The 26,070-nt window shown below is 62.2% G+C and carries 33 protein-coding genes and 3 pseudogenes; 14 read left to right on the top strand and 22 right to left on the bottom strand.

The annotated features are described in order from the left end of the window. Positions 1-16 precede the first annotated feature (16 nt). Together LB571_RS26750 and LB571_RS26745 are read right to left on the bottom strand one after the other, a co-directional pair. The gene (locus LB571_RS26750) at positions 17-556 is read right to left on the bottom strand and encodes a chromate transporter (protein ID WP_224599320.1); all 540 of its coding nucleotides are present in this window, start codon (positions 554-556) and stop codon (positions 17-19) included. Beyond that, complete coding sequence (locus LB571_RS26745) at positions 543-1,124, bottom strand: chromate transporter (RefSeq protein ID WP_224599318.1); 582 nt, start codon at positions 1,122-1,124, stop codon at positions 543-545. The genes LB571_RS26750 and LB571_RS26745 overlap by 14 nt, the downstream gene beginning before the upstream one ends. 105 nt (positions 1,125-1,229) lie before the next feature. Between LB571_RS26745 and LB571_RS26740 the strand changes: the two genes are divergently transcribed. From LB571_RS26740 to LB571_RS26730, 3 genes are all read left to right on the top strand, one after another. Continuing rightward, positions 1,230-1,940 carry an FCD domain-containing protein gene (locus LB571_RS26740; RefSeq protein ID WP_224599315.1) on the top strand — a complete coding sequence of 237 codons (711 nt, stop codon included), beginning with the start codon at positions 1,230-1,232 and terminating at the stop codon, positions 1,938-1,940. Next, entirely contained in the window at positions 1,937-2,686 is a 750-nt protein-coding gene (gene fabG / locus LB571_RS26735) for a 3-oxoacyl-ACP reductase FabG (RefSeq protein ID WP_224599313.1), read from the top strand. Before LB571_RS26740 ends, fabG begins: the two co-directional genes overlap by 4 nt. Before the next feature lie 65 nt (positions 2,687-2,751). Beyond that, positions 2,752-4,095: an MmgE/PrpD family protein gene (locus tag LB571_RS26730; RefSeq protein WP_224530534.1), complete on the top strand. Its 1,344-nt coding sequence runs from the start codon at positions 2,752-2,754 to the stop codon at positions 4,093-4,095. A gap of 85 nt (positions 4,096-4,180) precedes the next feature. Here the strand turns inward: LB571_RS26730 and LB571_RS26725 are convergent, their stop codons facing one another. Both LB571_RS26725 and LB571_RS26720 read right to left on the bottom strand, forming a co-directional pair. Beyond that, positions 4,181-5,254 carry a tartrate dehydrogenase gene (locus LB571_RS26725; protein WP_224599311.1) on the bottom strand — a complete coding sequence of 358 codons (1,074 nt, stop codon included), beginning with the start codon at positions 5,252-5,254 and terminating at the stop codon, positions 4,181-4,183. Positions 5,255-5,285: 31 nt separating this feature from the next. Then, entirely contained in the window at positions 5,286-6,272 is a 987-nt protein-coding gene (locus LB571_RS26720; RefSeq protein WP_224599309.1) for a PdxA family protein, read from the bottom strand. A gap of 245 nt (positions 6,273-6,517) precedes the next feature. Between LB571_RS26720 and LB571_RS26715 the strand changes: the two genes are divergently transcribed. Next, a complete protein-coding gene (locus LB571_RS26715; protein WP_224599306.1) occupies positions 6,518-7,480 on the top strand; it encodes an alpha/beta fold hydrolase in 963 nt (320 codons plus the stop codon). An 85-nt stretch (positions 7,481-7,565) separates the two neighbouring features. Here the strand turns inward: LB571_RS26715 and pyk are convergent. Next, positions 7,566-8,731: pseudogene (gene pyk, locus LB571_RS26710) on the bottom strand (pyruvate kinase); the annotation flags it as partial. Positions 8,732-8,743: 12 nt separating this feature from the next. Here pyk and LB571_RS26705 point away from each other — a divergent pair. Together LB571_RS26705 and LB571_RS26700 are read left to right on the top strand one after the other, a co-directional pair. Next, on the top strand, positions 8,744-8,947 hold the full coding sequence (locus LB571_RS26705; protein WP_224599492.1) for a hypothetical protein: 204 nt from the start codon (positions 8,744-8,746) through the stop codon (positions 8,945-8,947). 122 nt (positions 8,948-9,069) lie between these two features. Further along, positions 9,070-9,553, top strand: a pseudogene (locus LB571_RS26700) (IS6 family transposase); the annotation flags it as partial. A gap of 651 nt (positions 9,554-10,204) precedes the next feature. Here the strand turns inward: LB571_RS26700 and LB571_RS26695 are convergent. The 3 genes from LB571_RS26695 to LB571_RS26685 are packed head-to-tail and all read right to left on the bottom strand — an operon-like array spanning position 10,205 to position 11,584. Further along, positions 10,205-10,657, bottom strand: a complete 453-nt coding sequence (locus tag LB571_RS26695; protein ID WP_224599304.1) for a VOC family protein — start codon at positions 10,655-10,657, stop codon at positions 10,205-10,207. A gap of 50 nt (positions 10,658-10,707) precedes the next feature. Further along, the gene (locus LB571_RS26690) at positions 10,708-11,127 is read right to left on the bottom strand and encodes a BA14K family protein (protein ID WP_224599302.1); all 420 of its coding nucleotides are present in this window, start codon (positions 11,125-11,127) and stop codon (positions 10,708-10,710) included. Positions 11,128-11,161: 34 nt separating this feature from the next. Further along, positions 11,162-11,584, bottom strand: a complete 423-nt coding sequence (locus LB571_RS26685) for an EF-hand domain-containing protein (protein WP_224599300.1) — start codon at positions 11,582-11,584, stop codon at positions 11,162-11,164. A gap of 223 nt (positions 11,585-11,807) precedes the next feature. Between LB571_RS26685 and LB571_RS26680 the strand changes: the two genes are divergently transcribed. The 7 genes from LB571_RS26680 to LB571_RS26650 all read left to right on the top strand — a co-directional run bounded on the left by LB571_RS26680 (position 11,808) and on the right by LB571_RS26650 (position 16,176). Then, on the top strand, positions 11,808-12,242 hold the full coding sequence (locus tag LB571_RS26680; protein ID WP_224599298.1) for an EF-hand domain-containing protein: 435 nt from the start codon (positions 11,808-11,810) through the stop codon (positions 12,240-12,242). 43 nt (positions 12,243-12,285) lie between these two features. Continuing rightward, a complete protein-coding gene (locus tag LB571_RS26675) occupies positions 12,286-12,663 on the top strand; it encodes a hypothetical protein (RefSeq protein WP_224599296.1) in 378 nt (125 codons plus the stop codon). 108 nt (positions 12,664-12,771) lie between these two features. After that, positions 12,772-13,356 carry an RNA polymerase sigma factor gene (locus tag LB571_RS26670; protein WP_224599294.1) on the top strand — a complete coding sequence of 195 codons (585 nt, stop codon included), beginning with the start codon at positions 12,772-12,774 and terminating at the stop codon, positions 13,354-13,356. After that, positions 13,353-13,787: a hypothetical protein gene (locus LB571_RS26665; protein WP_224599293.1), complete on the top strand. Its 435-nt coding sequence runs from the start codon at positions 13,353-13,355 to the stop codon at positions 13,785-13,787. The genes LB571_RS26670 and LB571_RS26665 overlap by 4 nt, the downstream gene beginning before the upstream one ends. After that, positions 13,784-14,185, top strand: a complete 402-nt coding sequence (locus tag LB571_RS26660) for a periplasmic heavy metal sensor (RefSeq protein WP_224599291.1) — start codon at positions 13,784-13,786, stop codon at positions 14,183-14,185. The genes LB571_RS26665 and LB571_RS26660 overlap by 4 nt, the downstream gene beginning before the upstream one ends. An 88-nt stretch (positions 14,186-14,273) precedes the next feature. Next, the gene (locus LB571_RS26655; RefSeq protein ID WP_224599288.1) at positions 14,274-15,434 is read left to right on the top strand and encodes a hypothetical protein; all 1,161 of its coding nucleotides are present in this window, start codon (positions 14,274-14,276) and stop codon (positions 15,432-15,434) included. Next, complete coding sequence (locus tag LB571_RS26650) at positions 15,427-16,176, top strand: ATP-binding cassette domain-containing protein (RefSeq protein ID WP_224599286.1); 750 nt, start codon at positions 15,427-15,429, stop codon at positions 16,174-16,176. Before LB571_RS26655 ends, LB571_RS26650 begins: the two co-directional genes overlap by 8 nt. Positions 16,177-16,488: 312 nt before the next feature. Here the strand turns inward: LB571_RS26650 and LB571_RS26645 are convergent, their stop codons facing one another. The 10 genes and pseudogenes from LB571_RS26645 to LB571_RS26605 all read right to left on the bottom strand — a co-directional run bounded on the left by LB571_RS26645 (position 16,489) and on the right by LB571_RS26605 (position 23,948). After that, the gene (locus LB571_RS26645; RefSeq protein WP_224599284.1) at positions 16,489-17,202 is read right to left on the bottom strand and encodes a dihydrofolate reductase family protein; all 714 of its coding nucleotides are present in this window, start codon (positions 17,200-17,202) and stop codon (positions 16,489-16,491) included. A 157-nt stretch (positions 17,203-17,359) separates the two neighbouring features. After that, positions 17,360-17,596, bottom strand: a pseudogene (locus LB571_RS28840) (SRPBCC domain-containing protein); the annotation flags it as partial. Between the two features lie 205 nt (positions 17,597-17,801). After that, entirely contained in the window at positions 17,802-18,131 is a 330-nt protein-coding gene (locus tag LB571_RS26635; protein WP_224599282.1) for an ArsR/SmtB family transcription factor, read from the bottom strand. A gap of 148 nt (positions 18,132-18,279) precedes the next feature. Next, the gene (locus tag LB571_RS26630) at positions 18,280-20,019 is read right to left on the bottom strand and encodes a relaxase/mobilization nuclease domain-containing protein (RefSeq protein ID WP_224599280.1); all 1,740 of its coding nucleotides are present in this window, start codon (positions 20,017-20,019) and stop codon (positions 18,280-18,282) included. Positions 20,020-20,266: 247 nt separating this feature from the next. After that, a complete protein-coding gene (locus tag LB571_RS26625) occupies positions 20,267-21,346 on the bottom strand; it encodes a lytic transglycosylase domain-containing protein (RefSeq protein WP_224599277.1) in 1,080 nt (359 codons plus the stop codon). Between the two features lie 31 nt (positions 21,347-21,377). Then, on the bottom strand, positions 21,378-21,686 hold the full coding sequence (locus tag LB571_RS26620) for a DUF736 domain-containing protein (protein ID WP_224599275.1): 309 nt from the start codon (positions 21,684-21,686) through the stop codon (positions 21,378-21,380). Further along, a complete protein-coding gene (locus tag LB571_RS28995) occupies positions 21,623-22,015 on the bottom strand; it encodes a S26 family signal peptidase (RefSeq protein ID WP_411908848.1) in 393 nt (130 codons plus the stop codon). Before LB571_RS28995 ends, LB571_RS26620 begins: the two co-directional genes overlap by 64 nt. Positions 22,016-22,041: 26 nt before the next feature. Further along, positions 22,042-22,287, bottom strand: coding sequence for a hypothetical protein (locus tag LB571_RS28990; protein WP_411908847.1), 246 nt, complete (start codon positions 22,285-22,287; stop codon positions 22,042-22,044). Beyond that, on the bottom strand, positions 22,284-22,748 hold the full coding sequence (locus LB571_RS26610; RefSeq protein WP_224599273.1) for a DUF2840 domain-containing protein: 465 nt from the start codon (positions 22,746-22,748) through the stop codon (positions 22,284-22,286). Before LB571_RS26610 ends, LB571_RS28990 begins: the two co-directional genes overlap by 4 nt. Before the next feature lie 315 nt (positions 22,749-23,063). Next, a complete protein-coding gene (locus LB571_RS26605) occupies positions 23,064-23,948 on the bottom strand; it encodes a replication initiator protein A (RefSeq protein ID WP_224599271.1) in 885 nt (294 codons plus the stop codon). A gap of 30 nt (positions 23,949-23,978) precedes the next feature. Between LB571_RS26605 and LB571_RS28895 the strand changes: the two genes are divergently transcribed. Then, positions 23,979-24,329: a hypothetical protein gene (locus tag LB571_RS28895; protein WP_318011590.1), complete on the top strand. Its 351-nt coding sequence runs from the start codon at positions 23,979-23,981 to the stop codon at positions 24,327-24,329. Between the two features lie 61 nt (positions 24,330-24,390). Here LB571_RS28895 and LB571_RS26595 read toward each other — a convergent pair whose 3' ends face one another. The 4 genes from LB571_RS26595 to LB571_RS26580 all read right to left on the bottom strand — a co-directional run bounded on the left by LB571_RS26595 (position 24,391) and on the right by LB571_RS26580 (position 25,906). Then, the gene (locus LB571_RS26595; RefSeq protein ID WP_224599270.1) at positions 24,391-24,915 is read right to left on the bottom strand and encodes a DUF2285 domain-containing protein; all 525 of its coding nucleotides are present in this window, start codon (positions 24,913-24,915) and stop codon (positions 24,391-24,393) included. Between the two features lie 52 nt (positions 24,916-24,967). After that, the gene (locus LB571_RS28985; protein WP_224599269.1) at positions 24,968-25,321 is read right to left on the bottom strand and encodes a transcriptional regulator domain-containing protein; all 354 of its coding nucleotides are present in this window, start codon (positions 25,319-25,321) and stop codon (positions 24,968-24,970) included. Continuing rightward, complete coding sequence (locus tag LB571_RS26585; RefSeq protein WP_224599268.1) at positions 25,308-25,586, bottom strand: DNA -binding domain-containing protein; 279 nt, start codon at positions 25,584-25,586, stop codon at positions 25,308-25,310. Before LB571_RS26585 ends, LB571_RS28985 begins: the two co-directional genes overlap by 14 nt. A gap of 107 nt (positions 25,587-25,693) precedes the next feature. Beyond that, entirely contained in the window at positions 25,694-25,906 is a 213-nt protein-coding gene (locus tag LB571_RS26580; RefSeq protein ID WP_224599267.1) for a helix-turn-helix domain-containing protein, read from the bottom strand. Positions 25,907-26,070: the final 164 nt, after the last annotated feature.

The raw sequence follows: 26,070 nt of genomic DNA, 5'->3' as shown, positions 1-26,070 counted from the left end.
ACAGGGCTGAAACGCCTTATCCGACAGTGGTCATCAGCCCGCAGAAAACGACCGATCCGACGATCATCAGCGTCAGTGGCCCGAGGCGAACCATCCGCGCCGCGATAGCGACCATGATAGCCACGCACCAGGCAATCCATCCGCCTTTGGCATTGCTCAAGAGAGTGAACACGCTTGACAGGACCAGCCCGGCGGCAAGCGGTGCCAAGCCATAAACCAGAGCACCTTGCCACGCCGCATTGGGGCGGCTGTGCCAGAAATGCGCGACCACGATCACCAGCAGCGACGACGGCGCAAAAATCGCAATCGTCGAAACGATCGCGCCCGCCCATCCAGCCAGATGCCAACCCATCAGGGTGACGATCAGCGTGCCCGGTCCGGGCGCAACGCGGGAGATGGCAAACATGTCGAGGAAGCTCTTGTTGGTCAACCAATGCCGGTTGTCGACAACGCTGTGTTGCAGTTCGCCCAGGATGGAGGCCCCGCCGCCGATGGCCATCAAAGACAGGGGCGCGAAGACCAGAAACAGACTGACGAGCAGATTATCGTCTTTCATGCCGGTTTCTTGCAAAGCCGACGCCGATGCCGATGGGCGCGAGCACCGCCACCACGACAAGAGCCGAGAAATGAAAGACCGTCGCGCCGATCAGCGTGCATGTGAAGAGGGCTATTGAAACAACGTCGATGCAGGCATAACGCATGGCAAGGTAGCCGACCGATAGTGACAATCCGGATGCCGCAACCGCGAGGCCCACGAGCATCACGCCGATCACAGGATCGGTGCTGAGCCTCAGCACGATGTTTCCTATGAGGACTATCGCCACAGCAGGGGGCAGCACCACCGCAGCCAGCGCAACCACGGCTCCAACAACACCGCGACATTGAAACCCGAGCCAGAGCGCCAAGTTTGCGACATTGACACCCGGAAGGGACTGGCTAAGCGCCAGCCCGGACAAAAACTGCTTGTCGGTGAACCAGCGCCGATTCACCACGAACTCGGTGTGCATCATACCGTTCACACCACCACCGATGCTGGTTATGCCGAGCTTGGTGAATGCCAGGAAGAGATCGAGGAGGCCTGGCGGGGGCAACACGTCTGTCGTCGGGACGTCAATTTGGTCCATGAAACCTCCGATTTTCGTGCTTTCACCCAGGAACGCCCACGTCAGCGATCAGCGGACGCACTGTATTCTGTTGACAGTTTGCAGTAAATAGTAGATCACGATGCCATGAGGGCCGAGCTTGAATTTCTCCAGAACCACTCCCTGACCAGCGTCCTGCGGCGCGAGTTGGAGACCCTCATCCTGTCGGGAGAATTCGCCCCTGGCGAGCGATTAAATGAGAATTCGCTGGCGATCCGTTTCTCTGTGAGCCGCGGCCCGATCCGCGAAGTCTGCCGCGCACTTGCCGAAAAAGGCTTGCTCGAACTCGTGCCCAATCGAGGCGTGTTCATGCGTAAGATTGGCGAGGAACAGGCCGCGGAACTTTACGATGTGCGCGCTGGTCTCTTTGCATCAGCGGCGCGACTTCTGGCCACGAGAGTAACGCCGGAGCAGATTTCGGAACTCGAAAGCTTGCTGGATTGCATGGAAGAGGCGGCCATCGCGCATTCCCTCGATGATTATTACCCGATCAATCTGACGTTCCACGATTCCATCCTGCGCTTTGCAGGAAACAGCCGGTTGCATAAAGCCTATTCCGAACTCGTCAAGGAACTGCACCTGTTTCGGGAACGCGCCTTGCTGCAGGGCGGCGGCCTGATCGTATCCAATGTCGAGCATCGCCGTATCGTTGCAGCATTGCGGGAAGGCGACGCCGTGGCAGCCGTGGAAGCAGCCTTCCTTCATGTGCTCAGCGGCAAGAGCCGCATGACCTTGCCGGCGTCGGCCGACCCGACGCATGCGATCGGCGATGCTGCCAAAACCAGGGATATCGCATGAACGGCGCTCGGGAACTTGAGGGCCGCGTCGCAATCGTGACTGGAGCGGGACGCAATATCGGCCGCGTGATGGCGCTGGAACTGGCTCGTGCCGGAGCCGCGGTGGTCGTCAACGCACGCACGTCTCATGCTGAAGCCGAATCCGTCGTCAATGATATCACCGCTGCCGGAGGCAGGGCCGCGGCCGTCCTCGCCGACGTCGTCGACCCAAATGCCGTCGACGCGCTGATCGACGCGACTGTCCGGCAGTTCGGGGGCATAGACATTCTCATCAACAGTGCTGCCGTGCGACGCGAGACCGCCTTTGCAGATCTGAGTTTTGTCGAGTGGCGCGAGGTGCTTTCCATCATTCTCGATGGTGCGTTCCTGACCGCTCAAGCGGCGCTCCCGCACCTCAAGAATTCTGGACAGGGCGTGGTGATCAACATCGGCGGTCTGTCGGCTCATACGGGCGCCAGTGGCCGCGCGCATGTCATTGCGGCGAAGGCTGGCCTGGCCGGCTTCACGCGGGCGCTCGCCCATGACCTTGCCGGCGAAAACATCACCGTCAACTGCGTTTCGCCTGGGATGATCGACACGCAGCGTGCTGGCGAAGAACCTTCTCACCATGCCGGGAAACTGCCGCCTGTCGGGCGGCGCGGAACGCCCGAGGAAGTTGCGTCGCTCGTGCGCTACCTCTGCGGGCCGGCGGCTCGCTACATCACCGGCCAGACCGTCCACGTCAATGGCGGTGCCTTCATGGCGTAATCCACGCCAGTCCGAAAGCATGCCGGTGCGCCGCGCGATGCTCAGCAGCGATCCAGGGAGATCCAATGATGGACGTCACAGCCACACTGGCGCGCTATGTCGTGTCGGCATCCGCAGACAGCGTACCCGCCAGCGTCAAGCGCGAGGCAGTGCGCTCGTTCCTCAACTGGACCGGCTGCGCGGTTGGCGGCTCGCAACACCCAAGCGTCGACATTGCCCTAGGCGCAGTGTCGCCTTTCGCCGGCAAGGATCAAGCGGCGATCCTCGGCCGTGGCGAACGGCTGGACGCCTTGAATGCCGCGCTCATCAACGGCATCGCCAGCCACGTTTTCGATTTCGACGACACGCATCTGAGGACCATCATCCATCCGGCAGGGCCGGTCGCTTCCGCGATCCTGAGCCTCGCGCAGCTGCAGCCGACGAGCGGGCGCGATCTCCTGCATGCCCTCATCCTTGGGGTCGAGGTCGAATGTCGCATCGGCAATGCCGTCTATCCCGCGCACTATGACGTCGGCTGGCATATCACGGGAACGGCCGGCGTTTTTGGCGCGGCCGCCGCCGCGGGACGGCTGCTTGGCCTCAACGAACAGCAGATGATCTGGGCGCTTGGCATCGCCGGCACGCAGTCTTCCGGTTTTCGCGAGATGTTCGGAACCATGTGCAAGAGCTTCCACCCCGGACGGGCGGCGCAAAATGGCCTGCTCTCGGCCGTGCTGGCGCAACGCGACTTCACCTCGTCAAACCGCGTGCTCGAGGCGCCGCGCGGTTTCGCCCATGTCATGTCCACCGAGCGGAATTTCGACGAGATTACCAAAGGCCTGGGCGATAGTTTCGAGATCGCTCTCAACACCTACAAGCCGTTCGCTTGCGGTATCGTCATCCACCCGATCATCGACGGCTGCGTGCAGTTGCGCAATGAATTCGGCCTGGAGGCCGATGAGATCGAGAGCGTCGAGTTGGAAGTAGACCCGCTGGTGCTGGAATTGACCGGCAAGAAAACCCCGCAAGTCGGCCTCGAAGGCAAATTCAGTGTCTACCACTCGGCAGCGGTCGCCGTCATAGAAGGCCGCGCCGGCGAAGCCGAATACAGCGACGCGAAGGTATGCGATTCCCAGGTCATTGCACTGCGCGATCGCGTCAGTGCGCTGGCGTCACACAGCGTTGCCGAAGACGAATGTCACGTCACGATCAAGCTCAGGGATGGCCGTGTCCTCAAGCGACATGTCGAGCACGCGATCGGCAGCCTGGCGCGACCGATGACCGATGAGGATCTGAACGCAAAGTTCGGCGGTCTGGCCGAACCGGTTCTGGGTGCAAAGGCAGCGGCGCGCTTGCGCGATCTGTGCTGGGATATCGAGAGCCTCGACGATACCGCCGTCATCGCCCAGGCAGCGACGCCGGCAGCCTAGGCGCAGGTCGATGCGACGGCATCGGTCAGGGCCGACGAGGCAGCCTGCCGTCCCGGTTCTAAGCCAACGTGATTGATCAAAAAAATCAGAGCGCGGCGACGATTGCCTTACCGCACTCGACGGTGTTTGCGGTTCCGCCGAGGTCACGCGTGCGCAGCGATGGCTCGGCCAAAACGGTCTCGATGGCCGAAACAATCCAGGCACCCGCCTCGGCATGTCCGAGGTGGTCAAGCATCATAGCAGCCGACCAGATCTGTCCAACCGGATTTGCAATCCCCTGCCCGGCGATGTCCGGTGCCGAGCCGTGAACCGGCTCGAACAGGGACGGAAAATTGCGATCTGGATTGATGTTGGCGCTCGGCGCGATGCCGATCGTTCCCGTGCAGGCAGGCCCGAGATCGGAAAGGATATCGCCGAAAAGGTTCGATGCGACCACGACGTCGAACCAGTCGGGGTGAAGGACGAACTGAGCCGTCAGGATATCGATGTGATATTTGTCCCAGCGCACGTCGGGAAAGGCCTTGGCCATTTCCACCACGCGTTCGTCCCAATAGGGCATGCTGATCGAGATGCCGTTAGACTTGGTCGCCGAGGTCAGGTGTTTGCGCTTGCCCTTGGCGGCAAGCTCGAACGCGAACTTCAGCACGCGATCAACGCCGATACGCGTCATGACCGTTTCCTGCACCACCACTTCGCGCTCGGTACCCGGGAAGATACGGCCGCCGATCGACGAATACTCGCCTTCTGTGTTTTCGCGCACGACCCAGAAATCGATATCGCCAGGACCGCGACCGACGAGCGGGCTCGGAACCCCGGGCATAAGGCGCACCGGCCGTAGATTGACATACTGATCGAACTCGCGCCTGAACTGGAGAAGCGACCCCCACAGCGACACATGATCAGGCACGCCGGCTGGCCAGCCGACGGCGCCAAAGAAGATCGCGTCATGTGATCCGATCTTGTCCTTCCAGTCTTCCGGCAGCATCCGGCCGTGGCGGGCATAATAGTCGTAGGAAGCGAAATCGAACCAGTCGAACGACAGCCCGATGCCGAACCGCGAAGCGACCTTTTCCAGGACGCGCACGCCCTCGGGTACGACTTCCTTGCCGATTCCGTCGCCAGGGATGACCGCGATGCGGAAACTGTTGGATTGTGTCATTTTGCTTTCCAGGCTGATCGGCGGAAATTGCTCAGGCTGCGGCGTCTGCGTGCTGCACGCCCTTTCGGCGCGCAAGCTGGGCCGCGAGTTGAATGGCGCTCTCCAGCGCGCCTGTCGACGCGATACCCTTGCCAACGATGTCGAAGGCGGTGCCGTGCGCCGGCGTGGTGAACACGGTCTCCAGGCCAGCCGTGACGGTCACGCCGCGGTTGAAACCGCGCAGCTTGGTCGCGATCTGTCCCTGGTCGTGGTACATAGCGACCACGCTGTCATACTCGCCCGCGAAGGCCTTTATGTAGATGGCGTCCGCGGGGAAAGGCCCCTTGCAGTTGATGCCGGTTGCCGCTGCCGCCTCGACCGCCGGTCCGATCAGGTCGATTTCCTCACGGCCAAACAGCCCGTTCTCGCCGGCATGGGGATTGAGGGCCGCGACGGCGATGCGCGGTTTCTCCATACCGGCGCGCCGCATGGTGCGGTTAACCAGTTCGATCGCCTCGATGATGCTGTCATGGGTGATCTGATCGAGAGCCGTGCGCAGTGACACATGCGAGGTGACGCGCGACATCCATTGGCCGTCGAGCACATTCATCTCCGAGAAATAGCCTTTGTGTCCCAATAGGTGGGCAAACATCTTGTGCTCGTCGGCAAATTTCCAGCCGCCGGCATGAAGCGCTGCCTTGTTCAGCGGCGCAAAGGTGATGCCGTCGACCTCGCCGTTCATCGCCAGCCGCACCCCCTCGGCCAATGTGTCCCCGGTCAGTTTGCCGGACTGCGGTGAAACCACACCGCGCGGCAAGGCTTGGGGATCGATGTTGCCGAGGTCGATGAGAGGCGTTCCGGCTGCATCCCAGTCGACAGATGCGACATCCGGCACGGTCTTGATAGCAAGGGATACGCCGGCGTCGCGAGCCCCCATCTCCAGGACCCGCCGGTCCCCCAGAACGACAATGCGCGCAACTTCGGAGAGCCTCCCATCAGACAGCACGCGGGCAACGAGCTCCGGGCCGATACCGGTCATGTCGCCAGGCAACAAGGCCAGACGAGGCAGGGATGAAGCACTCTTGCGCGCGGATCTATCTTGATTTGCCATGGATATGCCCTTCGGCTCGACGGTGGTGAGGCCACCCGATAGCGGCCGCGCAAGGTTGGCTTAGTGACCATTACGAAGCGATGTTGCGCCGCATCCAAAAAAAGTCAACTGAAAATTGTTGACAATCTTCAATTTGGAGAGAAGGCTTAGGCCGACCCTTTTTGGAGAGCACCATGGACACTCAGCACGCCTCGGACGCCCCATCCCCCATGCCGCCACTGGAAGAGAACCATGGGAGCTTGATGGAGGGCTTCTCTTACAGGACGGTGAAGACCAGGGGTGCGGAGATCAATGTCGCGGTCGCGGGATCTGGCCCGCCATTGATGCTTGTTCACGGCAACCCGTTGACGCATGTCAGTTGGCATCGTATCGCGCCTTCCCTGGCGAAATCCTTCACTGTGGTCGCCATCGACCTGCGCGGCTATGGCGACAGTTCGAAACCCGACGGCGGCGACGACCATGCCGCCTACAGTTTCCGCGCCATGGGCGAAGACGCCTTCGACGTGATGAGTGAGCTTGGCTTCGAGAAATTCGCGCTTGCCGGCCATGACCGCGGCGCCCGTGTCGGTTTTCGCATGGTGCTCGACCAGCCCGACAGGATCACGCGCTTCTGCGCGCTCGACATCATTCCCACCTATCATCTTCTAACCAACGTCACCCTCGGCTGGGGGCTGGAGAGCTACCATTGGTTCTTCATGGCGCAGAAGGCGCCCTTCCCCGAGAAGCTTATCTGCGCCGACCTCGACTATTACATCAACTACAAGCTCAACAAGAAAGGCGTGGGCCTGGAGATATTCACGCCCGAAGCGTTCAAGGAATACGCCCGCTGCACGACGCCCGAGCAGATTCACGCGGTGTGCGAGGACTACCGCGCGACCGTGACGCTCGACCTCGCCATGGACACAGCTGATTTCGGCAAGAAGACGATCAAGTGCCCGGTGATGGTGATCTGGGGCGGCAACAGCCATGTGGGCCGTCATCTAACGCCAATCGAGGCTTGGGCACCCTGGGCTCCAAACCTCAGGGCCTGGGCGATTCCGACAGGCCATTACCCGGCCGAGCACCGCCCCGACTTGGTCTATGAGAGCTTCTGGACCTTCTTCAATGGCGGTGAGCCGACCCCGTATCGTTCGTGATGCAGCTCCTGACCTTAGGGCGTCAGAGCTTCTGCTCTGACGCCCATCTCCCGACAGTCCGGAAACGTTCGCCGTAGCCGGACCGTCAGGCAGACTCTCCGACCACCGCGATACGAACCATGTTGGTTGCTCCCGGCGTGCCGAACGGAATGCCGGCGACAACGAGCACGCGCTCACCTGCGCTGGCGAAGCCGTCCTTCTCGATATTCTGGCCGGCGCGATCCACCATATCGTCAACGTTGACCGCATCGTCGGTGACGATGCCGTGGATGCCCCAGACAAGCGCGAGCCGCCGAACGGTGGCCGGGATCGGGGACAGCATCATGACAGGTACAGCAGCCCGTTCGCGGGCGATGCGGAGCGCCGTTGCGCCCGACTTTGTCCAAGCGACAACCGCAGCGAGATCATGGGTTTCCGCAATGGCCCGAGACGCTGCAGCTATGGCATCGGCCCCGGTTTTCTCGGGTTCGCTGCGCTGCGCATTGATGATCGTGCGATAGTGGATATCGCCTTCGACCTCCTCGCAGATACGGTTCATGGTCGAGACCGCCTCCAACGGATACTTGCCGGCGGCACTTTCGGCAGAGCGCATCACCGCGTCGGCACCTTCGAACACGGCCGTTGCCACATCGGAGACTTCCGCGCGGGTCGGGACGGGCGATGTGATCATGGATTCGAGCATCTGTGTCGCAACGACCACCGGGCGACCCAGCTTGCGGGCCGCTCGGGTAATCCGTTTCTGGATTCCCGGAACCTTCTTCAGCGGCATCTCCACGACCGAGGTCTCCGCGAGCAACCACTAGCGCTTCCGACACCTCGATGATTTCGTCAATCCTGGCAACCGCTTGGGGTTTTTCGATCTTCGACATCACAGCAGCCCGGCCGTTCACGATCTTGCGGACCTCCACCACATCTTCAGGGCGCTGAACAAAGGAAAGCGCGATCCAGTCGACACCAACCGTGAGGCGGCTTCGAGGTCGGCGTGATCCTTGGGCGTGAGAGCGGGCACGGCAATCTCCGTGTCGGGCAGAGACACACCTTCCGGTTCGACAGCTTTCCGGCAACGATGACTTTGGTGCTGATCTGGCTTGGGGAAACATCTATGACGCGCGGCCGCACCTTGCCATCGTCGAGCAGAAGATCGCGTCCCGGCTGCACTGCCTGGAATATCTCGGGGTGCGGAAGCTGCACCCATGACGCATTACCTAGCGCGGGATCAGTGTCCAACGCGAAGGCCGCGTCTTGCTCAAGATTAGATGTGAGATGCGCGACGCGTTCATCGACGTTTTTGTTTCAGCGGTCGGTCAACACGATAGTAATGCAAAGATTGCCGAGAGCTTGAGCCGTGATGATCTGGCCAGTTGGGTTCCGCCGGATACCACGTCGAAAGACGACCTGAGGGAGAAGCCGGCCCTGCACGAAGCCAAGGTCTGGAGCGATTTTCTCAAACCGGCTATAAGCAGATGAAGGAAAGGGACACCGAACGATCAGATCGGCGAGTTTCCAGATCAGCCTTGCGCGCTCGGCCGGCACCATTTTCGACCAAGGGCCGTCGATCGCCTTGCGCGCGGCCCGGACCGCCAGATCGGCACATCGACGAGACATACATCAAGGTTTGCGGTCGATGGATGTATCTCTATCGTGCAATCGACAGCGTCGGCGACACGGTCTAGTTCTTCTTCAGCAAAAACCGTGACCTGCCGGCGGCAATGCGCTTCGTCCGCAAGGCCTTGGTATGCCACGGCCGACCGGAACGCATTGTCGTCGACGGCAGCCAGACAAATCACGAGGCAATCATCTCCTGCGATGCCGAAAGACGCCTGCTGGATCGATCGCGACGTTCACTGAAGCTATCCGCATTCGCAAGAGCAAGTATCTCAAAACCCGGATTGAGCAGGAACACCGGCGCATCAAGCGCCGCGTCCGCTCCATGCTCGGCTCAAGTCGACGGCAAGCGCCGAGGTTATTCTCTCCAGCATCGAGATGGTCCACATGATGCGCAAACGACAGGCGAGGTTTGCCTATAATCCACGTCCGTCAATCGCCGAGCAGTTCGAGATTATTGCCGCCTGAGCCCCTTCGCACGTAGGCTCGTTGCGGCCTTGCTGTTTGGGCGCTCTCCCGACGGACGCTTTGGGGCCACGTTGCCGGCATGGCGGGTTTCGGCGAGGATTTGTGATAAGCTGCCATTCTGCAGGCGACTTCATTCAGGAACCCGCTTCGCGGGAGTGGCGCTTCGGCCTGAGATGGTGCCCCCTGCTGGCTGTCAAACGACAGCCGTCAACAGCGGGCGACCTTTTCTGCACGCTTTGTGGCAGGACTGGTCGCTGCCTAATCGGCTTCCCCAGGGAGGGCAAAACGCCTGTCCATCCGAACCAACGAACACTCGGATCGTTTCAGTGGCAAAGGTGCCCGCTGCCGCGCGCTAAATGATCTTCGGCACGATCATGCTGATAGTGGTGCTGGTCCACGGTCTCACCAAACAGAACGAGCAACTTTGAGCGAGGGTCCCGGATTGATGCCGGCATTCCGAGGCAGCGCCATCTGAGCTATCTGGAACATCCCCAAGAATCGATGAGAGGAGGGGTAAAGGCTCCCGTTGTCAGCGTCACTCTCGCAGCCCTTGCAATCAGCCAAGTCGAAGAGGCCGCGATAACGCGGTTATCGCGCGCCCGTACCGCCATCGCGACCGAGGAGCCCATGGACCGCAGCGAAAATTCGCTGTCAGCTTTCCACATCAGGTCCGGTCGGTCGTTTCGCCACGGGAACGCCACCCCAGTCCTCGGGCGCGACGTCGGCGATCGACTGCGAGAACGTCCAGTGGTGGCCGGCGAAGTCGCGACAGGAATACTGGCGCTCGCCATAGGGGAAGCTGGCCGGCGGGCTCAGGATTACGGCACCGTGGCGCGCGGCTCGCTTGTGATGGGCATCGACATCCTCGACGCGCACCATCACCGCGAATGGCGCGCCGGCCTGCTCCGGGATCGGTTCGCCGTTCTTCGATCCGGTGACAATCACCGCTCCGTCGCCGAAGCCGAGCTGGTGGCGGTGGTTGCCGATGATCAACCGCTGGTCGAACCCGAAGACCTGGCAAAGCCAGCGGCTTGCTGTCTCGACGTCGGGATAGGACAGCACGGGTATGACCGCGCTCGCGGGCATCGAGCGATTGGCAATCATGTCATTCTCCACGGCGCAGCGCAGGGGACGATCCGCAGGATCTCATGGCTTCAACTAAAGGGCGACCAGCATTGCTGGCGAGGCCCGTTATAAGGCTGATAGCTGTTGTCCCAGGCGCGGTAGGAGACGTAGCGCTCATAGCACCAGCGCACATGCGCCGCTTCCAGGCGGACGGCCGGACGCGGCGGCAATGGCGTGACGGTCGCCGCCGCGACGCCGGCGGCAAAGGCGGCGGCGGGGAACCAGTAGCCATTGTAGTAGCGGTAGCCTGGCCGCACGCGGACATAGCCGCGATAGCCATTATAGTAATAGCCGCTACCGACGACGTAGAAGCCGCGTCGGAACCAAACCGGCGTCGGCGCTGTGGTGACCGATGGTGGGCTCGATGCTGGTGGCAAGGCTTCGGCCGGTGAGGCCAGTGCGAAAGCGCCAAGCATCAATCCGCAAGATGTAATGATTGTCCGTTTCATTTTGTGTCTCCTGGGTTCGGGAAGGTCTCGGTGATCACTGCCGCCGGAGCGTCCGCAGTTCCGAAATCGAAAGGGCACCGTCACCGTTCGTGTCCGCTTTCAGCAACCGATCGGGGATGAAGGCAGCAAACTCGTCGCGCGAAATCTTGCCATCGCCATTGCGATCGATACGGCCGGCCTGCGTCTGGAAACCGGCGAACCGGGCGGTCTGGAAGTCGCGTGTCGATTTCACCCGTTCTACCGCGGTGCGCACTTCTTCCGCATCGAGCACACCGTTGTGGTTGGTATCCATGCGGTCGAACATCGCGGCCCGCACCTCCTGGATCTCGCTGAATTCGAGCTTGCGGTCGCCATTGGTATCGATGCGCCGGAAGAGGTCCCTGGCGCTGCCGTCCGCCGCACAGGCGCTGGCGGTGCAGAGCAGCACGCCGGCAAGGGCCATGACGATCTTGTTCATGTGAATCTCCGTTGAGTTGGATGGCCCGCCGCGGACCGTCCTTGCAGAACCTTCTACGCAGCACACCGGGCCGGCCTACGCGTGCCGTGCGATTTTTTCAGGAGACACAGGACGGCGATTGGCAGGTCAGCAAAGAATCTTGCGTGTCGAGCGTAGGAGCCAGGCCGGCGCTGCGTATCGGTCAGCAATCGCCCCGTGACCCGACAACGAAAGGATCATCATCATGAAACGCTCAGCGCTCATTGCGGCCCTGCTCATCGGGCTGGCGCCGCTCGGCGCGGCTCAGGCACAGGACATGCCCGGCCAGCGCATTCTGCAACGGATCGACACCAACGGCGACGGCGTCATCTCGAAGGACGAGATGGCGGCCGCCCGCGTGCGCCTGTTCAGGAAGCTCGACCGCAATGGCGACGGCGTCATCGACAGGAACGAGATAGAGAGCGCCCGCCAGGCCATAAAGGACCGCGCCGAGATCGCACAGGCGCGGCTCGCCAACCGCTGGCGGCGCATGGACGCCAATGGCGACGGCAAGGTCTCCGAACCGGAATTCGCCAGCAGCATGCCGCTGTTCGACCTCGCGGACCGCGACGGAGATGGCAAGCTTTCGGCCGACGAGATCGCCTCTGTCCGCAAGCTGATCGCCGAGCACGCCAACTGATGATCGGCAGCGATCATTCCCTTTACAAAACAAGGAGTACGACATGTTGTCTTCGGTAAAGATTCCGATTTTCTGCCTCGGCGCAATGCTTGTCTGGTCGGCACCAGCCTCGGCCGAGGAGTGGCAGCGTCCGACCGCGCATGGCGGCGAGATCAGCCGCAGCGATGGCAAGGACGGCAACGTCTATAGCGGCTCGACCACCCGCACCGGTCCGAATGGCGGCACTTACACGTCGAGTTCCAAATGCGTGGGAGGCGTTGTTGACCGCTGCGCCAGAAGCTATTCTGGCACAGGGCCGAATGGGCAGACCTTTTCGGGGAAACGAGTGTCGGCGCGTGGGCCGTTCCATGGCCGGTCGGCCGGCAGCTTCACCGGCCCGAACGACAACACCGTCCACGGCTTCCGCCGCTGGCGGCGCTGACATCTGGTGTGATGGATTTGAATCCGAAATTCGTTTCTGTGGTCCTCCTGATCGATGCGAATTTCGGATTCGCCCAACCAGCAGTCTCGTCCGTGGATGTGCGCCGCCGTGCGACATGAGGAGCCCCATGGCGACGATGAGCTTCTGGCGCGCGTCGCAGCGGGCAGCCAAAGCGCGCTGTCCGAGCTCATCGCCCGCCATGGCCGTGGGCTGCGGATGTTTGCCGCGCGCTATCTCGGCAATGCCGCCGATGCCGAGGATGTGGTGCAGGAGGTGTTCGTGACTGTCTGGAAACAGGCCGCGCGGTTCGATCCGGCCAGAGGACGGGCTTCGACCTGGCTCTACCGGATCACCGCCAACCGTTGCATCGACCAGCGTCGACGCAGGGCGCTGCGCAGTTTCATCGGGCTGGACGACATAAGGGACGACATCACGTCGCCAGAGGCGGATGCCGAGGCGACGACCGCGGCGCGGCAGGAGCTGGCGATCGTGCGCGACGGGCTCTCGCGCCTGCCGGAACGGCAGCGCATGGCGGTGTTGCTGAGGGCCGTCGGCGACCTCGACATCGCGGCGATCGCCGAGGTGATGGGCAGCAGCGTCGGCTCGGCCGAGCAATTGCTTGTGCGCGGACGGCGCGCACTCAGGGATCATTTGGCAATGGTGGCCATGGGCACCGAAAGGAAGTCCTCATGACGCGGGACGAATTCGAACGAAACAGGCGTCGCTTCGGCGACACTGTCGAGACGTGGCCGGCGCCCTTCCGCCAGCAGGCCCTTGCCCTGCTGGCAGCGGAGCGGAAGGAAGATCCCGATGCCGTGCTCGACCGCCTCGTGCTCGAGGCGGCGCTGACCGATGGCGACGACCAGGAATTGGCACGCAAGGTGCAGGGTCGCATCGAAGCCGGCTCGGCTGGCCCCTCCTTCCTGGCGCGCCTGCTCTTGAGTCCGACCGGGTTCGCGGCCTGCGCCGCTGCCGCGATCGTGGCGGCGACGCTGGCAGGCTACCAGGTGGCGCGGCTGCAGGACGATCTGTCCGATACGGAACTGCTGGCGTTGTCGTCGGGATCGTCCCTGGCCGACGATGGTGTGGTCGCGGCCGACCCGGCAGAGGAGAGCTCGCTTTGAAGCGCTCCTGGATATGGACGACGACGCTGGTGCTGCTTGCGCTTTCGCTCGCCGTCAACTTCTTCCTCGTCGGTTATGCCATGTATGGCCTACGCCAGGGCGCGGCGGCGGGCGTGCTGCTGTCGGAAATCGCCAGCAACTATCCGCCTGAGGTGAGGAACGAATTCCGCAGCGTGCTGCGCGACAACCGCGCGCGCACTTTCCAGGCGCTGCGCGACCTGCGCAGCGCTCGTGCCAATCTGGCGGCGGCACAGAAAGCCACGCCTTTCGACGAAGCGGCGGTGAAGGACGCGATGGCTGCGGTGCGCAGCGCAACGACCAACCTTCAGGCGACAATGCAGGAATATCTCCTGACCGCGCTGAAGAATGTCAACGCAACGCCCGCTGGGGGAGGTTGAGCCGCGACGGCCCTACTGGCGGCACAATCGTCGCTGACCTATGTCGATATCCAACCGGTCTGCGAGGCCCGATCGCGATGATGGAACAATGCGGCACGACAGGCTTGTCCTGACTCTCCTTTGGCGCGAGTTGTCGGCCGGCTTGCGCTCGATGCGCCGCCGCGACCTTGCCTGGATCGGGCTTGGTGGCGGGGCTCTGATTGCCTATGCCATCGCTGACATGGTCGTCGCGTTGCAGGCGGCAGCAGCCACGCTACGGCAAGCGCAGGCGCTGTGGATGCTTGGTTTGCCGGGGGCACTTCTTGGCCTGGGAGGCGTCACCGGGGGCGGGATCGCAAGACTTTGCCTGTCGCGCGCCTTTGCACCGTTCCTGAGGGCATTGCCACTGTCGCTTCGGGAGCGCCGGCACATGGCGGCGGTGGCGACATGTGCGCTGTGCGTTCCCATTGCCTTCGGCGTGGCGGCGACGGTGGGCCTTGGCTGTTTCGTCCTCGCCAAGCCATTGGCGCCTGTCTGGGGTCTCGGCGCCGCGATCCTGTTTGGCGCCGGCTTTTGCGCGGCAGCCGTCCTGCGTGTGCGGAGCGCTCGCGACCTCGTCCACAGCGACACTGCCGATCTGGCGAGCGATCGGAGCGGGCGCCGGCCCTTGCTCGGCGCTTTCGACCGTTCGGCACCCGCCTGGCTCTCCAGCTGGGCGTGGGGCCTGCCGGCCGGCCATGTGCGCCCGTCCTGGCGATTGGTGGGTGCGGCTATCGTCTTCGGTGTCGTCGCGGCTCTTTCCGCAGCGATCAGCCTCGTTCATCACGATGCGGTCCCGGCCGCCACAGCCGGCCTGACCGGCGGACTTGCCGTTTTCATGCTGAGTGCGCGATTCCACCCGCTCGGCTCACCAGTGCTGCGCACCGCGCCGCTCGGCTTTACCAGGGCCTGGCTGCGCCTGGCGCGGCTGCCCCTGCAATTGTCGGTCGCCTTCTTTCTCCTGCCGGCCGGCGCTGCCGTGGCGGCGGAACCCTCGGCCTGGACGACGCCGGTCGCCAGCGGCATCTGGCTGCTGGCGCTGAATGGCGCCTATTCGGTTTTCGCCGCCTATTTCATGACCGCGCCCTTCGTCGCCGCGTTTAGCTTCCTCAGTGCCATCGCCTATACCAGCTACGAGTCGCTTGAATACGGGCGCCCGGTGCTAATCGGTTTTGCCGCCCTTGTCCTGTTCCTGTGGCACCGGGCGCAACGGAGATATCGCCATGGGTAGCAGTCCTGCCGGGATCCTTGACGTTCGCGGGCTCAGTGCCGGTTATGGCGGCCGGCCTGTCGTCCGCAGCGTCGACCTGTCGCTGGGCCGTGGCGACATCCTTGGCGTGCTTGGCGCCAATGGCTCGGGCAAATCCACCTTGCTGAGAGCAATCAGCGGTCAGATGCGGCCGCTCGCGGGCAGCGTGGCGATCAACGGCGTCGACCTTGCCGGTGAACCGGAGCGCGCCAAGTCCGGCTTCGGCCTCGCCATCGATCCGCCCGACCTGCCGGGGGCGCTGACCGGCCGGCAATATCTCCAGTCCGTGGCATCGATCCGCGGCTGCACTGAAGATGAATGGCCCGTGGCCGACGTCGCAGGACGGCTCGGGCTGAACCGCTGGATCGAGCGGCCGATTGCCGAATACTCACTCGGCACGCGGGCCAAGATCGCCATCGCCGCAGCTCTGCTCGGCGTGCCACCGCTGCTGATCCTCGACGAGTCCCTCAACGGCCTCGATCCGCTCGCCGCCTTCGAGGTGAAGCGCATCATCCTGGCTCTGGCTTCGAGTGACCGCCATGCGATCATCATCTCCACCCATGTCGTGGAGGCTGTGCCCGGCCTGTGCAACCGCGCTCTGCTTCTGGCCGAGGGCCGCATCGCGCGTGACTGGGATGCAAGGCAACTGGCCGAGGCCAGCCAGATGCCTGGCGCTTTCGAGGCCGAAGTCATGCGGGCGCTGTTACAGTCGGTATGCGTCTAGCATTTATGATCCATTATCCAAATCCGACCATTTTCGGTTCGACAGCTAGAACCGTGAGCAGATACGATTGAGAAGATCGGTTCGGTCGCAATCATCCCGGTATACCGCGGAGGAGGTAGCGCGGCTACTAGATCCTGCGCGAATTCAAATATAATGCCAATCCAGAATGAGAGGACGCTGGCCGGTTATAGTGGAAACCGTCGAAGCCATGCTGAAGAACAGAAGGCCGATGACGTCACCTGCTGCAAGGCGGCGACGGCACTGGCGGTGGTCTGTCCCTGCCGATCGGCTTGACGGCGGCAAATACGGGCTTCAGCGATCGAAAGCGGCGGACGGTAGAAGCATCCCCCGGGTGCTCATAACCTTCGCAGCGTGCAGATTGGCGCTCCGAAGCCCACGGGCCGCACGTTCGTCCGACGTCGCGAAGATCGGCTCTTTACACGACCAACCGGACTTCTGATGCCTTAGTCGCTCGTAAGACGCAAACACGCGACCGTTCTTGAAGGTTTTCGACTTGGTCAGATTCCACCAGGGGCGACCGCTGACTTCACTGAAGAGGCTCTTGCCAGAGCCCAAGATGACTGGAACGACGAGCAACTGAATCTCATCGATTACGCCCGCCTCGGTAAGTTGGGCGACAATGGTCCCAGACCCGAGAACTGTTAGATCGGGCCCGGGGCTTGCCTTGATGCGGGCGATCGCGCCGGCCGGATCGTCATGCAGCAACGTCGTATTCGCCCAACTTGCCGTTTTGAGCGAGCGAGAAAATACATATTTCGGAGCTTGGTTCATGCCCTTTGCGACTTCGGGCATGGTCTTAGCCGCCTCCGCCGTCGGCCACCAAGCGACCATCACATCATAAGTGACCCTGCCAAAAACCAGCACGTTCTCACCTTGCGCGTTGCTTTTGGTGAACTCAGCGAGTTCAGGGTCGTTGGCCCCCTCATGAGCCCACTGATAGTCACCGTCACGAGCACTGAAATACCCGTCTATCGAAACACTGTTGAAGACGCGGACCTTGCGCATTTTGGTCACTCCTGTGGTTGACGCTCCCCCGACATGGCGAAATAGGTATCCTTGCGGCTATCTAACGCGTCGCACGTTAGGATCAAGAGAGGAAGCCGTTTGGCTATGTATTTTCATTCAGCCCAGCGCAGCGCAACAAACTTGGCTCAAGCGCCGACTATGCCTGCTTCCCAGACAGGTATTCGCCGAGCACATCGAGAAGGATGTTCCATCCGTGCGTTCGCCCCTCAACACCGTCGCTCGGAGGGAGGATGCACATCTGCTCTTTGTAGGTGAACCGAGTTCCGCCCTCGTGATCTTCGAACGTGATCGTCGCGAGCGAGACCGAGTGGACGCGGTCGTTCTTGGCCATTGAGTACGCCAGAACTATTCGTTCGAGCTCGGTTATCTCAAAGAAGTACGTGTCGTTGACATGGCGATCGTTGCACTAAATTCGGAATGCTCCTTTCCGCCTACGCGGAAATCCAACTGTAGCTCCGAATTGCGCAGCCAAGCGGCCTTCTTCTCTCGTATCGACCACGCGGCCCAGACTTCGGTCCGAGTGCTCGGGTAGTGCCGCACCGTTGAGAATTGCTCGTGACGCTCCCGCTGCTTAGGCATCAGTTATTGCTCTTCTTTAGGAAGTCGCCGAGATTATCTAGGCGTCGCTCCAACTGACGTCGATGTGTCCGCGACCAGTCCTCCACCCATTGCAAGGCCTCAGAGCGCAATCTGACGAGACGCACGCGCCCCCTCTTTTCGCTCTCCGCAATACCCGCTTCCTCAAGCACTTTGAGGTGTTTCAGGAACGACGGTCCGGCCATGCCGAATGGCGACGAAAGGTCGGAAACCGAGGCTGGACCCGCCGTAAGACGCTCAACGACTGCGCGTCGCGTTGGGTCAGAAAGTGCCGCAAGAACCGCCGACAGCTGATCTTGACGAGTAGCCATCAGGCTATCTAATAGCGCCAGTGGTCGAGTGTCAATCTAGGATTCCATGTCGCCGCCTCAACGCGCAAAACGGCCCAGATCGCTCCTTGCGTGACTGGCGCACCTGCACGCCGGACACAGTGAAGCTCCTTTGTTAACAACGAGGGGATCACAGCCCGAGCCCGCGTTTGCGGCCAAAACTCCAGTGGACGCCGCCATCGTTGCGCGTCACGCCGGTGACATGCTGGCCGAGCTGCTTTTCCAGCGACGGCGACCAGGGCACGAGCTGGAACCCAAGTCCGTCGTCGATCATGGCGAAGCGACCGGAGGCGAGCGCGAAACGCTGACGGTAGTTGCCGGCGACATAGTCGCCGCTGGTGGATCGATTGAAGGGACGCCCGGTCTCGCCGGCGAGCTTCTCGCCCAGCGCCTCGATTTCGCGCTTGCGCAGGCTGTCGATCAGGTTTCGGGTGAAAATCACGCTGCCGCCCTGCCGTTCGGCAAAACCTTGTTCGATTAGGTGCTCGGCGCGGCGGTCCATGGCGGCGCGCACCTCGGCGCCGAAGCCGCCGCCGCCGAGGGCCACCGGCTCGCGCGCGATCGCCTGACGGTCGAGCCAGGTAGCCCCGGTCGCAGTGATCTGCCGTTCGATGTCGAGGTCGGAGCGGATGGCAAGTGCCACCCGGCGGCGACCCTGCGCATCGTCGAACTTGCGAAGCTCAACGATCGAGCCCAGCCCGCTGTCGCCGGCGGCATCGAGGTCTGGCAGCTTGATGTGATGGGTTCGCCCGTCCGTGCCGTCGACCACGGCAAAGGCCGTACCTTTCAATTCATCGTCGAGGCCACGATTTACCAGCCGGCCGATGACGGGATCATCGAGACTTTCTCCAGCCAGCACGTAGTTCGCGGTACCGCGCTCGATGCCGCGCTCGGTCAGGCCTCGGTGGATGCGCTTGATGATATCGCCGCGCTCGCCGAGTTCGCGCAGCGTCGCTTCGGCATTCTCGGACATCAGCCATTGGCCGGGGCCGACCTGGTCGGCGAGACCGAGGGTTTCGAGTTTGTGAAGCCGCCCGACCTTCATCGCATGGAATTCATCTGGCTGGCGGTCCGGCCTCGGTGCCATGTCGATGACGCCGGTGCGATTGCCGTCGCGCGCAAGCTGGCGGTCGAGACTGGTCCAGCGTTCCGCTTCGATCTGCCGTTCGAGATTGCGGCGGATCTCGTGGTCCGTGCGCGGCCCCAGCTCCTGGGTGATGAGGTCCTGCGCCCGATCGCGCATTCCTTGCTTGATGTAGTCGCGAGAGATGACGAGGTCCTGGCCGCCGTCGGTCCGTCCGCGCAGGATGATATGGACATGCGGGTTGTCGGTGTTCCAGTGGTTGACGCCAACCCAATCGAGTTTCGTGCCGAGGTCCTTCTCCATTTTCCTCATGAGGTCGCGGGCGAAGGTCTTGAGATCGGCCATGTCCACCGCGTCCTCAGGCGAGACGATGAAGCGGAAGTGATGCCGGTCATCCTTGCAGCGCTCGGCAAACTCTTTGCGATCGGCATGGTCTGTCTCGGGTCCGAACAGCCGCGCCTTCTCTCCGTCACGAGTGACGCCCTCGCGCCTGAGATAGTTGAGGTGGGCGGATAGCGGCGCTGATCGCGCCAGGTGCCGAACCACGCGCGTCTTGATGACTGTGATGCGGGAGCGTGCCGTTAGCAGGCGGTTGGCCTGAATGGACGCGCGAATGCCGCGGCCAAAGCGCGAGCGGCTGCCCGATGTGATCCTGCCGGATCGTGAGACGTGGCCGCCGGCCTTCTGGGCCGCGGCGAGCGCCTGGGCGATGAAGGGCCTGGACTGCTGGGCGCGGGTCGAGCGGATGCGGCCCGGGCGGATGCGGAAATCGTCCCCGTTTTTCATCGCAGCACCGCCGCACATCGCATCAAGCTATAGAAATCGTTGGCGAAGCCGCGAAGCCGCGATGTGCGCCGATGTTGCGCACATCGCGCAATCGGCTTGTAAGCCGCTGAAAAACCACGACCGCCATCAGCTGCACCTCGCGGCCTTTTATCTCGCCATCCCTTCCCGACTTCCCCGGTGAACTGCCCTCCCGCCGCCAATTCCGCGACAGAACAGGCCGGAGTGCGATTGACCAGGAATGCTGAGATCATCGTGGAGTCACGGCGGAGGTCTGCACAAACGGACTACGAATAGCGGAGTTCGGAACTGATACGCCTTCACTGCGCGGGCCGTCCGGTTGCGGTACGAGCACCGTAAGATCGGTGACCGCTTTGTCCACCGGTGCTCGCACGCTGGGTGAACGGATCGCCGTGAAGACGCTCTCTACGGGAACATTAGTCTCGCGCTCACCCTGCGGTGCCGAGCTATTCCGTGTGTTCACGACGTGCGCGAAAATCGCCGCTTCGAGTGCGCTCGCCCTGCCCGCTCCTTGACGTGCGCGCATCGGAATGGGAACCGAACCATTGATCAGGGGCGCCAGTTTCCTGACGTAGTCGATCGTCTCGCGCGGAAGTGGCCGGCCGGTAACAAGATGCTCTTCGTATCGCCCAGGACCGGCATTGTAAGCAGCGAGGAAGCCGTTGCGGCCGAAGCGGTCGAGCATCTCACGCAGATACGCTGCACCTGCAAAAATGTTGTCGCGCGGCTGATAAGGAACGTCGCCAAGATGATGCTTGATCCGCAGTTCATCCCACGTCGCCGGCATGATCTGCATCAGGCCCATCGCGACCTTGCTCGACACCGCATGAACATCCCCAACGCTCTCGACGCGCATGACGGCGCGAAGTAGTCGCTCGGGAATGGCAAAGCGTTTGGCCGCCTCCCGGATATGCGCCGACCAGGGATCAGCGGACGAGATGGTACTGCTGGAGTGCGCCGGCCGTTCACGATGCGCGGAAGGCTCAGCACAGACAATAGACGCCGTAAGGGCGAGTATGACGCTTGCAGACAGCGCTGCAATGCCTCGGCAGATAAAAGTACCTGCACCACGATCCCGACGCGCCTGCAGCCTGCCACCGTGCTCGCTTCCGTCAAGGGTAAGGCTTCGCCGGCCGGACTTTGTTGCCGCAACGTGCGGCGCCATGAACGTCTTGCACGACGGGCAAGCGTTCGGCCACCCTTGACCTTCGCTGCGCGCGCCGGCCGCCTGACAGGCGATCGGGTCGAAGGGTTTGACCGACGCCCGATCGATCAAAGGGTTTGACATAGAAAGGCCGCTGGAGCGCAATCGGAGCATCCGGTCAGCCTCGCTCGTCGCGCTACGACTGCCGGCTCCAGTGTAACGTCCAGACACTTTTCTCGGCATCGGACTGAAACAAATTGGCGCGGATCGCCTGAGTGAGCGACGGATCATCGATGGAGACCCAGAGATAGTTGCCGGCCTTGCCGCCAGTCCGATCCCACGCCGCGCCGATCTCCATGCCTTCGCAGAAGACGCGATGGTCGGGAGCATTCTCCGCGTCCGATTTCTCTACAGGCAGGATGGTGAGTTTCGCGTCGAGCGTCAGCGTCGAGATGTTGCCGAAGAAGCCGTCATCGTTGCGGGTGAAGGTGCCGATCTGAGCCATTGCGGTGCTCCTTTCATGAGAGTTGATGAGGTTTGGTGCGAGGTATCAAGGTCACCAGGGACCGGTTTGTCGGCATCCGGCGCCGGAGAAGTGCGGTCGTTGGTCCAGATCGGGACTGCGCGGCCGATGATCGAATTGAGCGGGAGTGGGCCGAAATACCTGCCGTCGAAACTGTCAGCCGAGTCCCAGTTCATGAGGAAGACTTCACGATCGGCAACGATGCGGCAGCCCTGCCAGCCGGGCAGCGGCCGGCCACGACTGTCACGATCGAGCGCACGTCCAAAGGCCACGCCGTCGACGATGATGGAGCTGCCTCGCCGGCACACCATTGTGCCTCCGAGTGCCAACACATGCTTCAGTAGCGGCACGCGTGCGGCAGGTATTCGCGTTGGGCAAGCAAATCCGCCAGCGGCTTGGGCGGCATGACGACGGCAATTTCGGAAACGCCGATCCGGTCGACCGGCTCGACGCGGTAGAGTCCGACCGGGACGCTCGCTGAAGCGTTCCAGATCAACTTCGGTCGATGGTCGATCCATGCCGGCGCAGCGACGAGGACCGCGCCGCCGAACATGGCGATGATGATCGTTGCGCGCATGCTCATGGCTCAACTCGCCGGCGGAGGAGCCATGCCTCATGGCGCTGGCGAGTGTAGGGCCTGGGCGCCTGGCGCGCGGCGAGTCGGCTGTGGGCATGCCGCCAGTAGTCCGGCGACACATCAATGGGATCGATTCCGATCGCTTCGATAGCGTCGATGATCTTCAGCACCTTCTCGACGTTCGGCCATCCGATCGCTGTAAGCAGGATGTCGGCACCAGGCCGCACATAGGCGACAGTCGAACAGCGCTCGCCGGTGGCAACAGCGCGTAGGATATCGATGCGTGAAGCGACGGTGCCGAAGTCGTTCGCGGTCCAGCGAACGAAGCCAAAGATGCAACCTGGCGTGAAGGAGACGACACGACGACTGCGGTCGATAGTCCTGTTTGCAGCAAGCTTGCCGAACCGAATGTAGTTCTCGATCCGCTTCTTCAGCCACACCAGCTCGACCTGGGTGAGATCGCTCATACTAGCCTCCTTGCCCGGAGGTCAGCAGTCAGCATGGCGAAACGAGGGGCGGAGAAAACAGTCGTGTTCCACGAGGAACAACGGACATTGACTATTCCCGGCCTGGCCGAAAGATCATGGCTCCGCTGTCGTCCACAGCCTCGTGGATGAACGCTTTTCGTTAGAAAGAATCCGAAGGATTCACAGTTAGAAACGTTAGAGGAGCGGGGCAATCGCTGCAATGACTTAAGGCCGATTCCGGTTCCTGATAGCGCGGGAATCCGGTTCCCGATGGCACGGGAGTTGCGGTTCCTGATAGCACGGGCCTGTCCACAGTCATTTCACAGCCCTAGTGGTGCGGCCACGTGGCGCGCACGGCGTTGCGCTGGCGCTCGCGAATGGATCGTCCGGGTTGAGTTGGAAGTTCAGGCGTGACCGACCGTCGGGATCGACGGAGAGTGCCAGCCGGTAGCCCGGCAGTGGCTGGCGACGCACGATCTCGCGCAGGTCGAAGGTGAAGCGCTTGAAGGGCGACAGGCTGCCGGACTTCACGTGGAGATGGCAGAGATCAAAGCTCCAACCATAGGTCTGGCGGCCACCGTGCTTGCGAACGAGTCGATAAAGCCAGCGCTCCAGGCCGCCCGTTAGCCCGAAATATTGGCGGTCGATCGTGAGAATAAGTGCATCGTCGATGACGCCAGCATAGAACCAGTCCGGCAGGATGAGCTCGAGGCCAAGTGGGCGCCCACTGATGTCCATCCGCTCCTTCCATTCGTTGATCCAGGAGAAGCGATGCCGCCGCCGCTCGGACGACTGGCGGATCGATGTAGCGACGGTCGTCGATTGCAGGCGGTCAAGCGCGGCTTTCAGTCTGTCGTAAGAGTGAGCGGAGTCGCCACGCTCGATGAACGCAAGGATCTCGTAGGGCGTGGCCGACATCAGACGCGACGTGCGAAGGCCTTTGTCACGTGCATCGACAATCTGACTGGCTGCCCAGATCAGGATGTCGGCGTCCCAGATCGTCGCCATGCCATGTTCGATCGTCGCCTCGACGCGGATCGAAACCTCGCCCATGCGAAAGTCGATCGGTGTCACGCGGCGGGATTTGGCGAGTGAGAAAAACGGCCACGACATCAGGTCTTGCGCATCGCGTGGCGTGATCACACTGGGGCGCGCGCGGAACAGATCAAGCTGCCCCTGATCGGTCGAGCGAAGCTGCATTTTCTTTGCCCCGCAGTATCAGGAGACGCCATGGCGCCGGCCGGCATAGGCCGGCGCGCGGGCGGCATGCGGCTTGGCAGGCGGAACAAAGGTCGCGTTGGCATCGCTGGTGGACGTGCGCGTACCAAGTTCGATCCAGGCGTGCAGATCGTCGATGTCATAGAGGACGCGACCACCGACTTTTCGGTATTTTGGTCCGGTGCCGTACGTCCGGTGCTTTTCCAGCGTGCGAGCGCAAAGGCCGACGATTGGTGCCCCTCCTTCGTTCGCAGGTATTTTTGGGGCGCGTCCGCGGGACCCTTCGACATCGCTCGATCTCCGTTCGGTTTTGCTGTCGTCCTGGCCTGCCGGGACGCGCGAAACGGACGATGGTCGAATTGAGGAAAGGCGAGGGAGGGCAAACATTGGGGGATGTGTTTTCGCTACCCATGCGAGAAGGGTTTCAGCGATCTGATTTTCGGCTGCGGCTGTGCGGATAGAAGAGAAGGTCGCGGTAGCCGCCGGCCACAAGGCGATCCGCCCTTCGCAGGATCGCCCTAACCTTGTGCCGGAGATGATGATCGCGCCAGTCTCGAGGCGCGATCGGCTCTCGTGACAACAGCACCTGCGCGATCTCGCGGTAGGTGGCCCCTGCGCGGCGGGCGTCATGAGCGCGCAGATTGAGAGTGTGTCTCGCCTTCGTCTGCTTCGGCAACGCGCCATAGCCAGGACCGCGAGATCGGCCGTTCAGTTCACGCCAGAACCTACGCGCTGCGTCGAGCCGCGACTCGAAGGCGTCGTCGAGCGGCAGGACGATCGCGTTGAATTCGGTCGCGCCGTTGCCGAGGTCTGTGACGAGATTATTTGTCGCGGCCGATACCGGCCAAAGAATATGCAGCTCGTCCGCGGCGGCGCCGCTAAGTCTGGAAAGTTTAACAGTCTGATGCGAAGGGCTGACTAACGATCGGATTTGCGTGGCTCGCAGCACGCGCGGCGAAGTCTGTTCCGTCCAGACGATGTTCCCAGCTAACGGAAGCCCGTCACCGGTGACTCTGAAATCGCGCGCCCCAACGAGCGATGAAGTCGGGTGGACCAACAAGTTCTACGGCACTTGGGTGATGTGACGAAACCTGACCGCACTCGGCGACGAACTCGTCGTTCCGGATCAGATATTCGGCAGCGAACTCTGCAGGCTCGTAGCCTTGCATGTGTGCGTAGGCTGCCGGATCGGTCCAATCGCCTCGCAATGCGCCAAGTCCTCTCCCGGTACCCGCATCAGGATGTGGGCTTCGGGATGAGCATCCCTGCCGATACGCAAATCGGGTAGTTGGAGAGTCGGCAAACCGCTGTGCTGATTCAGCAAACCATGGCCTTGGACGCTCAGTGCGGCGCACCGCCGGCCAGAAGATATCGATAGCCGGTCGTCGTCATCCACCGCGCGCGGGCAAGATGGGTCTCCCAAGATCGGAACGCCCGCTCCGGCTCCTCCTTGGGATCTATGTGCAGGACGATCCTGGCCACGTCGCGCCAGTCCGCATTTTCAGCCGCCGCGTCGAGCAGGCGGATGTAGGTGAGCAGCCGCTCCTCGTCATATCCAGTCAGGACCGGAGCATCCGGAGCGACGTCGGCGACATTGGGATCGAGCAGCGGTTTAAGCATGGCACACACGCTCCGCTACGACATCGCGTCGAGATGCTCCTTGAAGATTCCTTTGCGCACGGGGACAGTGACCAGGGTCGAGTTCCCTTGAGGCGCTCTTGGCTTGGTCATCCGTCTCTGCGGAAGAACTCAATAGGATCGACGTCCAGAACTGCAGCGAGCTTTTCAAGCATGTCGATTGTAGCTGCGTGCTCCTCGCGCTCAAGCATACCGACATAGTTGCGATTGACGTCGGCACGATCCGCGAGCTCCTCCTGCGACAAGCCAGTGGCATGTCTCAGCCGGCGTAGATTCTTCGCTACTCTCTCCCGCAAGATCATTCGGGAGGAGTCACCGGCTACCTAATATATTGCCACCCAATATACTAGGTATTCGTCTTTTGAAAACCGTTTGTGTGTGTGTTTCGCGAGCCGGGCGGAGCCCGGCGAGCCGCGGCCGCAACCTGGGCATCGCCGCCATCGATCGGCTCACGGATTGACGCAAG

This window comes from Mesorhizobium sp. BR1-1-4 (assembly GCF_020165375.1).
GTDB lineage: Bacteria > Pseudomonadota > Alphaproteobacteria > Rhizobiales > Rhizobiaceae > Mesorhizobium > Mesorhizobium australicum.
This window is presented reverse-complemented; position numbering and strand designations above follow the sequence as displayed.

Coding starts and splice junctions, on each gene's coding strand:
- LB571_RS26665 (WP_224599293.1), top strand. CDS start 13,353: ATGACGCGGGACGAATTCGAACGAAACAGGCGTCGCTTCGGCGACACT.
- LB571_RS26620 (WP_224599275.1), bottom strand. CDS start 21,686: ATGGCTCAGATCGGCACCTTCACCCGCAACGATGACGGCTTCTTCGGC.
- LB571_RS28895 (WP_318011590.1), top strand. CDS start 23,979: ATGGCGCCGGCCGGCATAGGCCGGCGCGCGGGCGGCATGCGGCTTGGC.
- LB571_RS26745 (WP_224599318.1), bottom strand. CDS start 1,124: ATGGACCAAATTGACGTCCCGACGACAGACGTGTTGCCCCCGCCAGGC.
- LB571_RS26585 (WP_224599268.1), bottom strand. CDS start 25,586: ATGCTTAAACCGCTGCTCGATCCCAATGTCGCCGACGTCGCTCCGGAT.
- LB571_RS26650 (WP_224599286.1), top strand. CDS start 15,427: ATGGGTAGCAGTCCTGCCGGGATCCTTGACGTTCGCGGGCTCAGTGCC.
- LB571_RS26685 (WP_224599300.1), bottom strand. CDS start 11,584: ATGAACAAGATCGTCATGGCCCTTGCCGGCGTGCTGCTCTGCACCGCC.
- LB571_RS26675 (WP_224599296.1), top strand. CDS start 12,286: ATGTTGTCTTCGGTAAAGATTCCGATTTTCTGCCTCGGCGCAATGCTT.
- LB571_RS26655 (WP_224599288.1), top strand. CDS start 14,274: ATGCGGCACGACAGGCTTGTCCTGACTCTCCTTTGGCGCGAGTTGTCG.
- LB571_RS26630 (WP_224599280.1), bottom strand. CDS start 20,019: ATGAAAAACGGGGACGATTTCCGCATCCGCCCGGGCCGCATCCGCTCG.
- LB571_RS26730 (WP_224530534.1), top strand. CDS start 2,752: ATGATGGACGTCACAGCCACACTGGCGCGCTATGTCGTGTCGGCATCC.
- LB571_RS26725 (WP_224599311.1), bottom strand. CDS start 5,254: ATGACACAATCCAACAGTTTCCGCATCGCGGTCATCCCTGGCGACGGA.
- LB571_RS26695 (WP_224599304.1), bottom strand. CDS start 10,657: ATGATTGCCAATCGCTCGATGCCCGCGAGCGCGGTCATACCCGTGCTG.
- LB571_RS26705 (WP_224599492.1), top strand. CDS start 8,744: ATGCGCGACGCGTTCATCGACGTTTTTGTTTCAGCGGTCGGTCAACAC.
- LB571_RS26750 (WP_224599320.1), bottom strand. CDS start 556: ATGAAAGACGATAATCTGCTCGTCAGTCTGTTTCTGGTCTTCGCGCCC.
- LB571_RS26690 (WP_224599302.1), bottom strand. CDS start 11,127: ATGAAACGGACAATCATTACATCTTGCGGATTGATGCTTGGCGCTTTC.
- LB571_RS26635 (WP_224599282.1), bottom strand. CDS start 18,131: ATGGCTACTCGTCAAGATCAGCTGTCGGCGGTTCTTGCGGCACTTTCT.
- LB571_RS26610 (WP_224599273.1), bottom strand. CDS start 22,748: ATGAGCGATCTCACCCAGGTCGAGCTGGTGTGGCTGAAGAAGCGGATC.
- LB571_RS26715 (WP_224599306.1), top strand. CDS start 6,518: ATGGACACTCAGCACGCCTCGGACGCCCCATCCCCCATGCCGCCACTG.
- fabG (WP_224599313.1), top strand. CDS start 1,937: ATGAACGGCGCTCGGGAACTTGAGGGCCGCGTCGCAATCGTGACTGGA.
- LB571_RS26580 (WP_224599267.1), bottom strand. CDS start 25,906: ATGATCTTGCGGGAGAGAGTAGCGAAGAATCTACGCCGGCTGAGACAT.
- LB571_RS28990 (WP_411908847.1), bottom strand. CDS start 22,287: ATGAGCATGCGCGCAACGATCATCATCGCCATGTTCGGCGGCGCGGTC.
- LB571_RS26680 (WP_224599298.1), top strand. CDS start 11,808: ATGAAACGCTCAGCGCTCATTGCGGCCCTGCTCATCGGGCTGGCGCCG.
- LB571_RS28995 (WP_411908848.1), bottom strand. CDS start 22,015: ATGGTGTGCCGGCGAGGCAGCTCCATCATCGTCGACGGCGTGGCCTTT.
- LB571_RS26740 (WP_224599315.1), top strand. CDS start 1,230: ATGAGGGCCGAGCTTGAATTTCTCCAGAACCACTCCCTGACCAGCGTC.
- LB571_RS26605 (WP_224599271.1), bottom strand. CDS start 23,948: ATGCAGCTTCGCTCGACCGATCAGGGGCAGCTTGATCTGTTCCGCGCG.
- LB571_RS26645 (WP_224599284.1), bottom strand. CDS start 17,202: ATGCGCAAGGTCCGCGTCTTCAACAGTGTTTCGATAGACGGGTATTTC.
- LB571_RS26720 (WP_224599309.1), bottom strand. CDS start 6,272: ATGACCGGTATCGGCCCGGAGCTCGTTGCCCGCGTGCTGTCTGATGGG.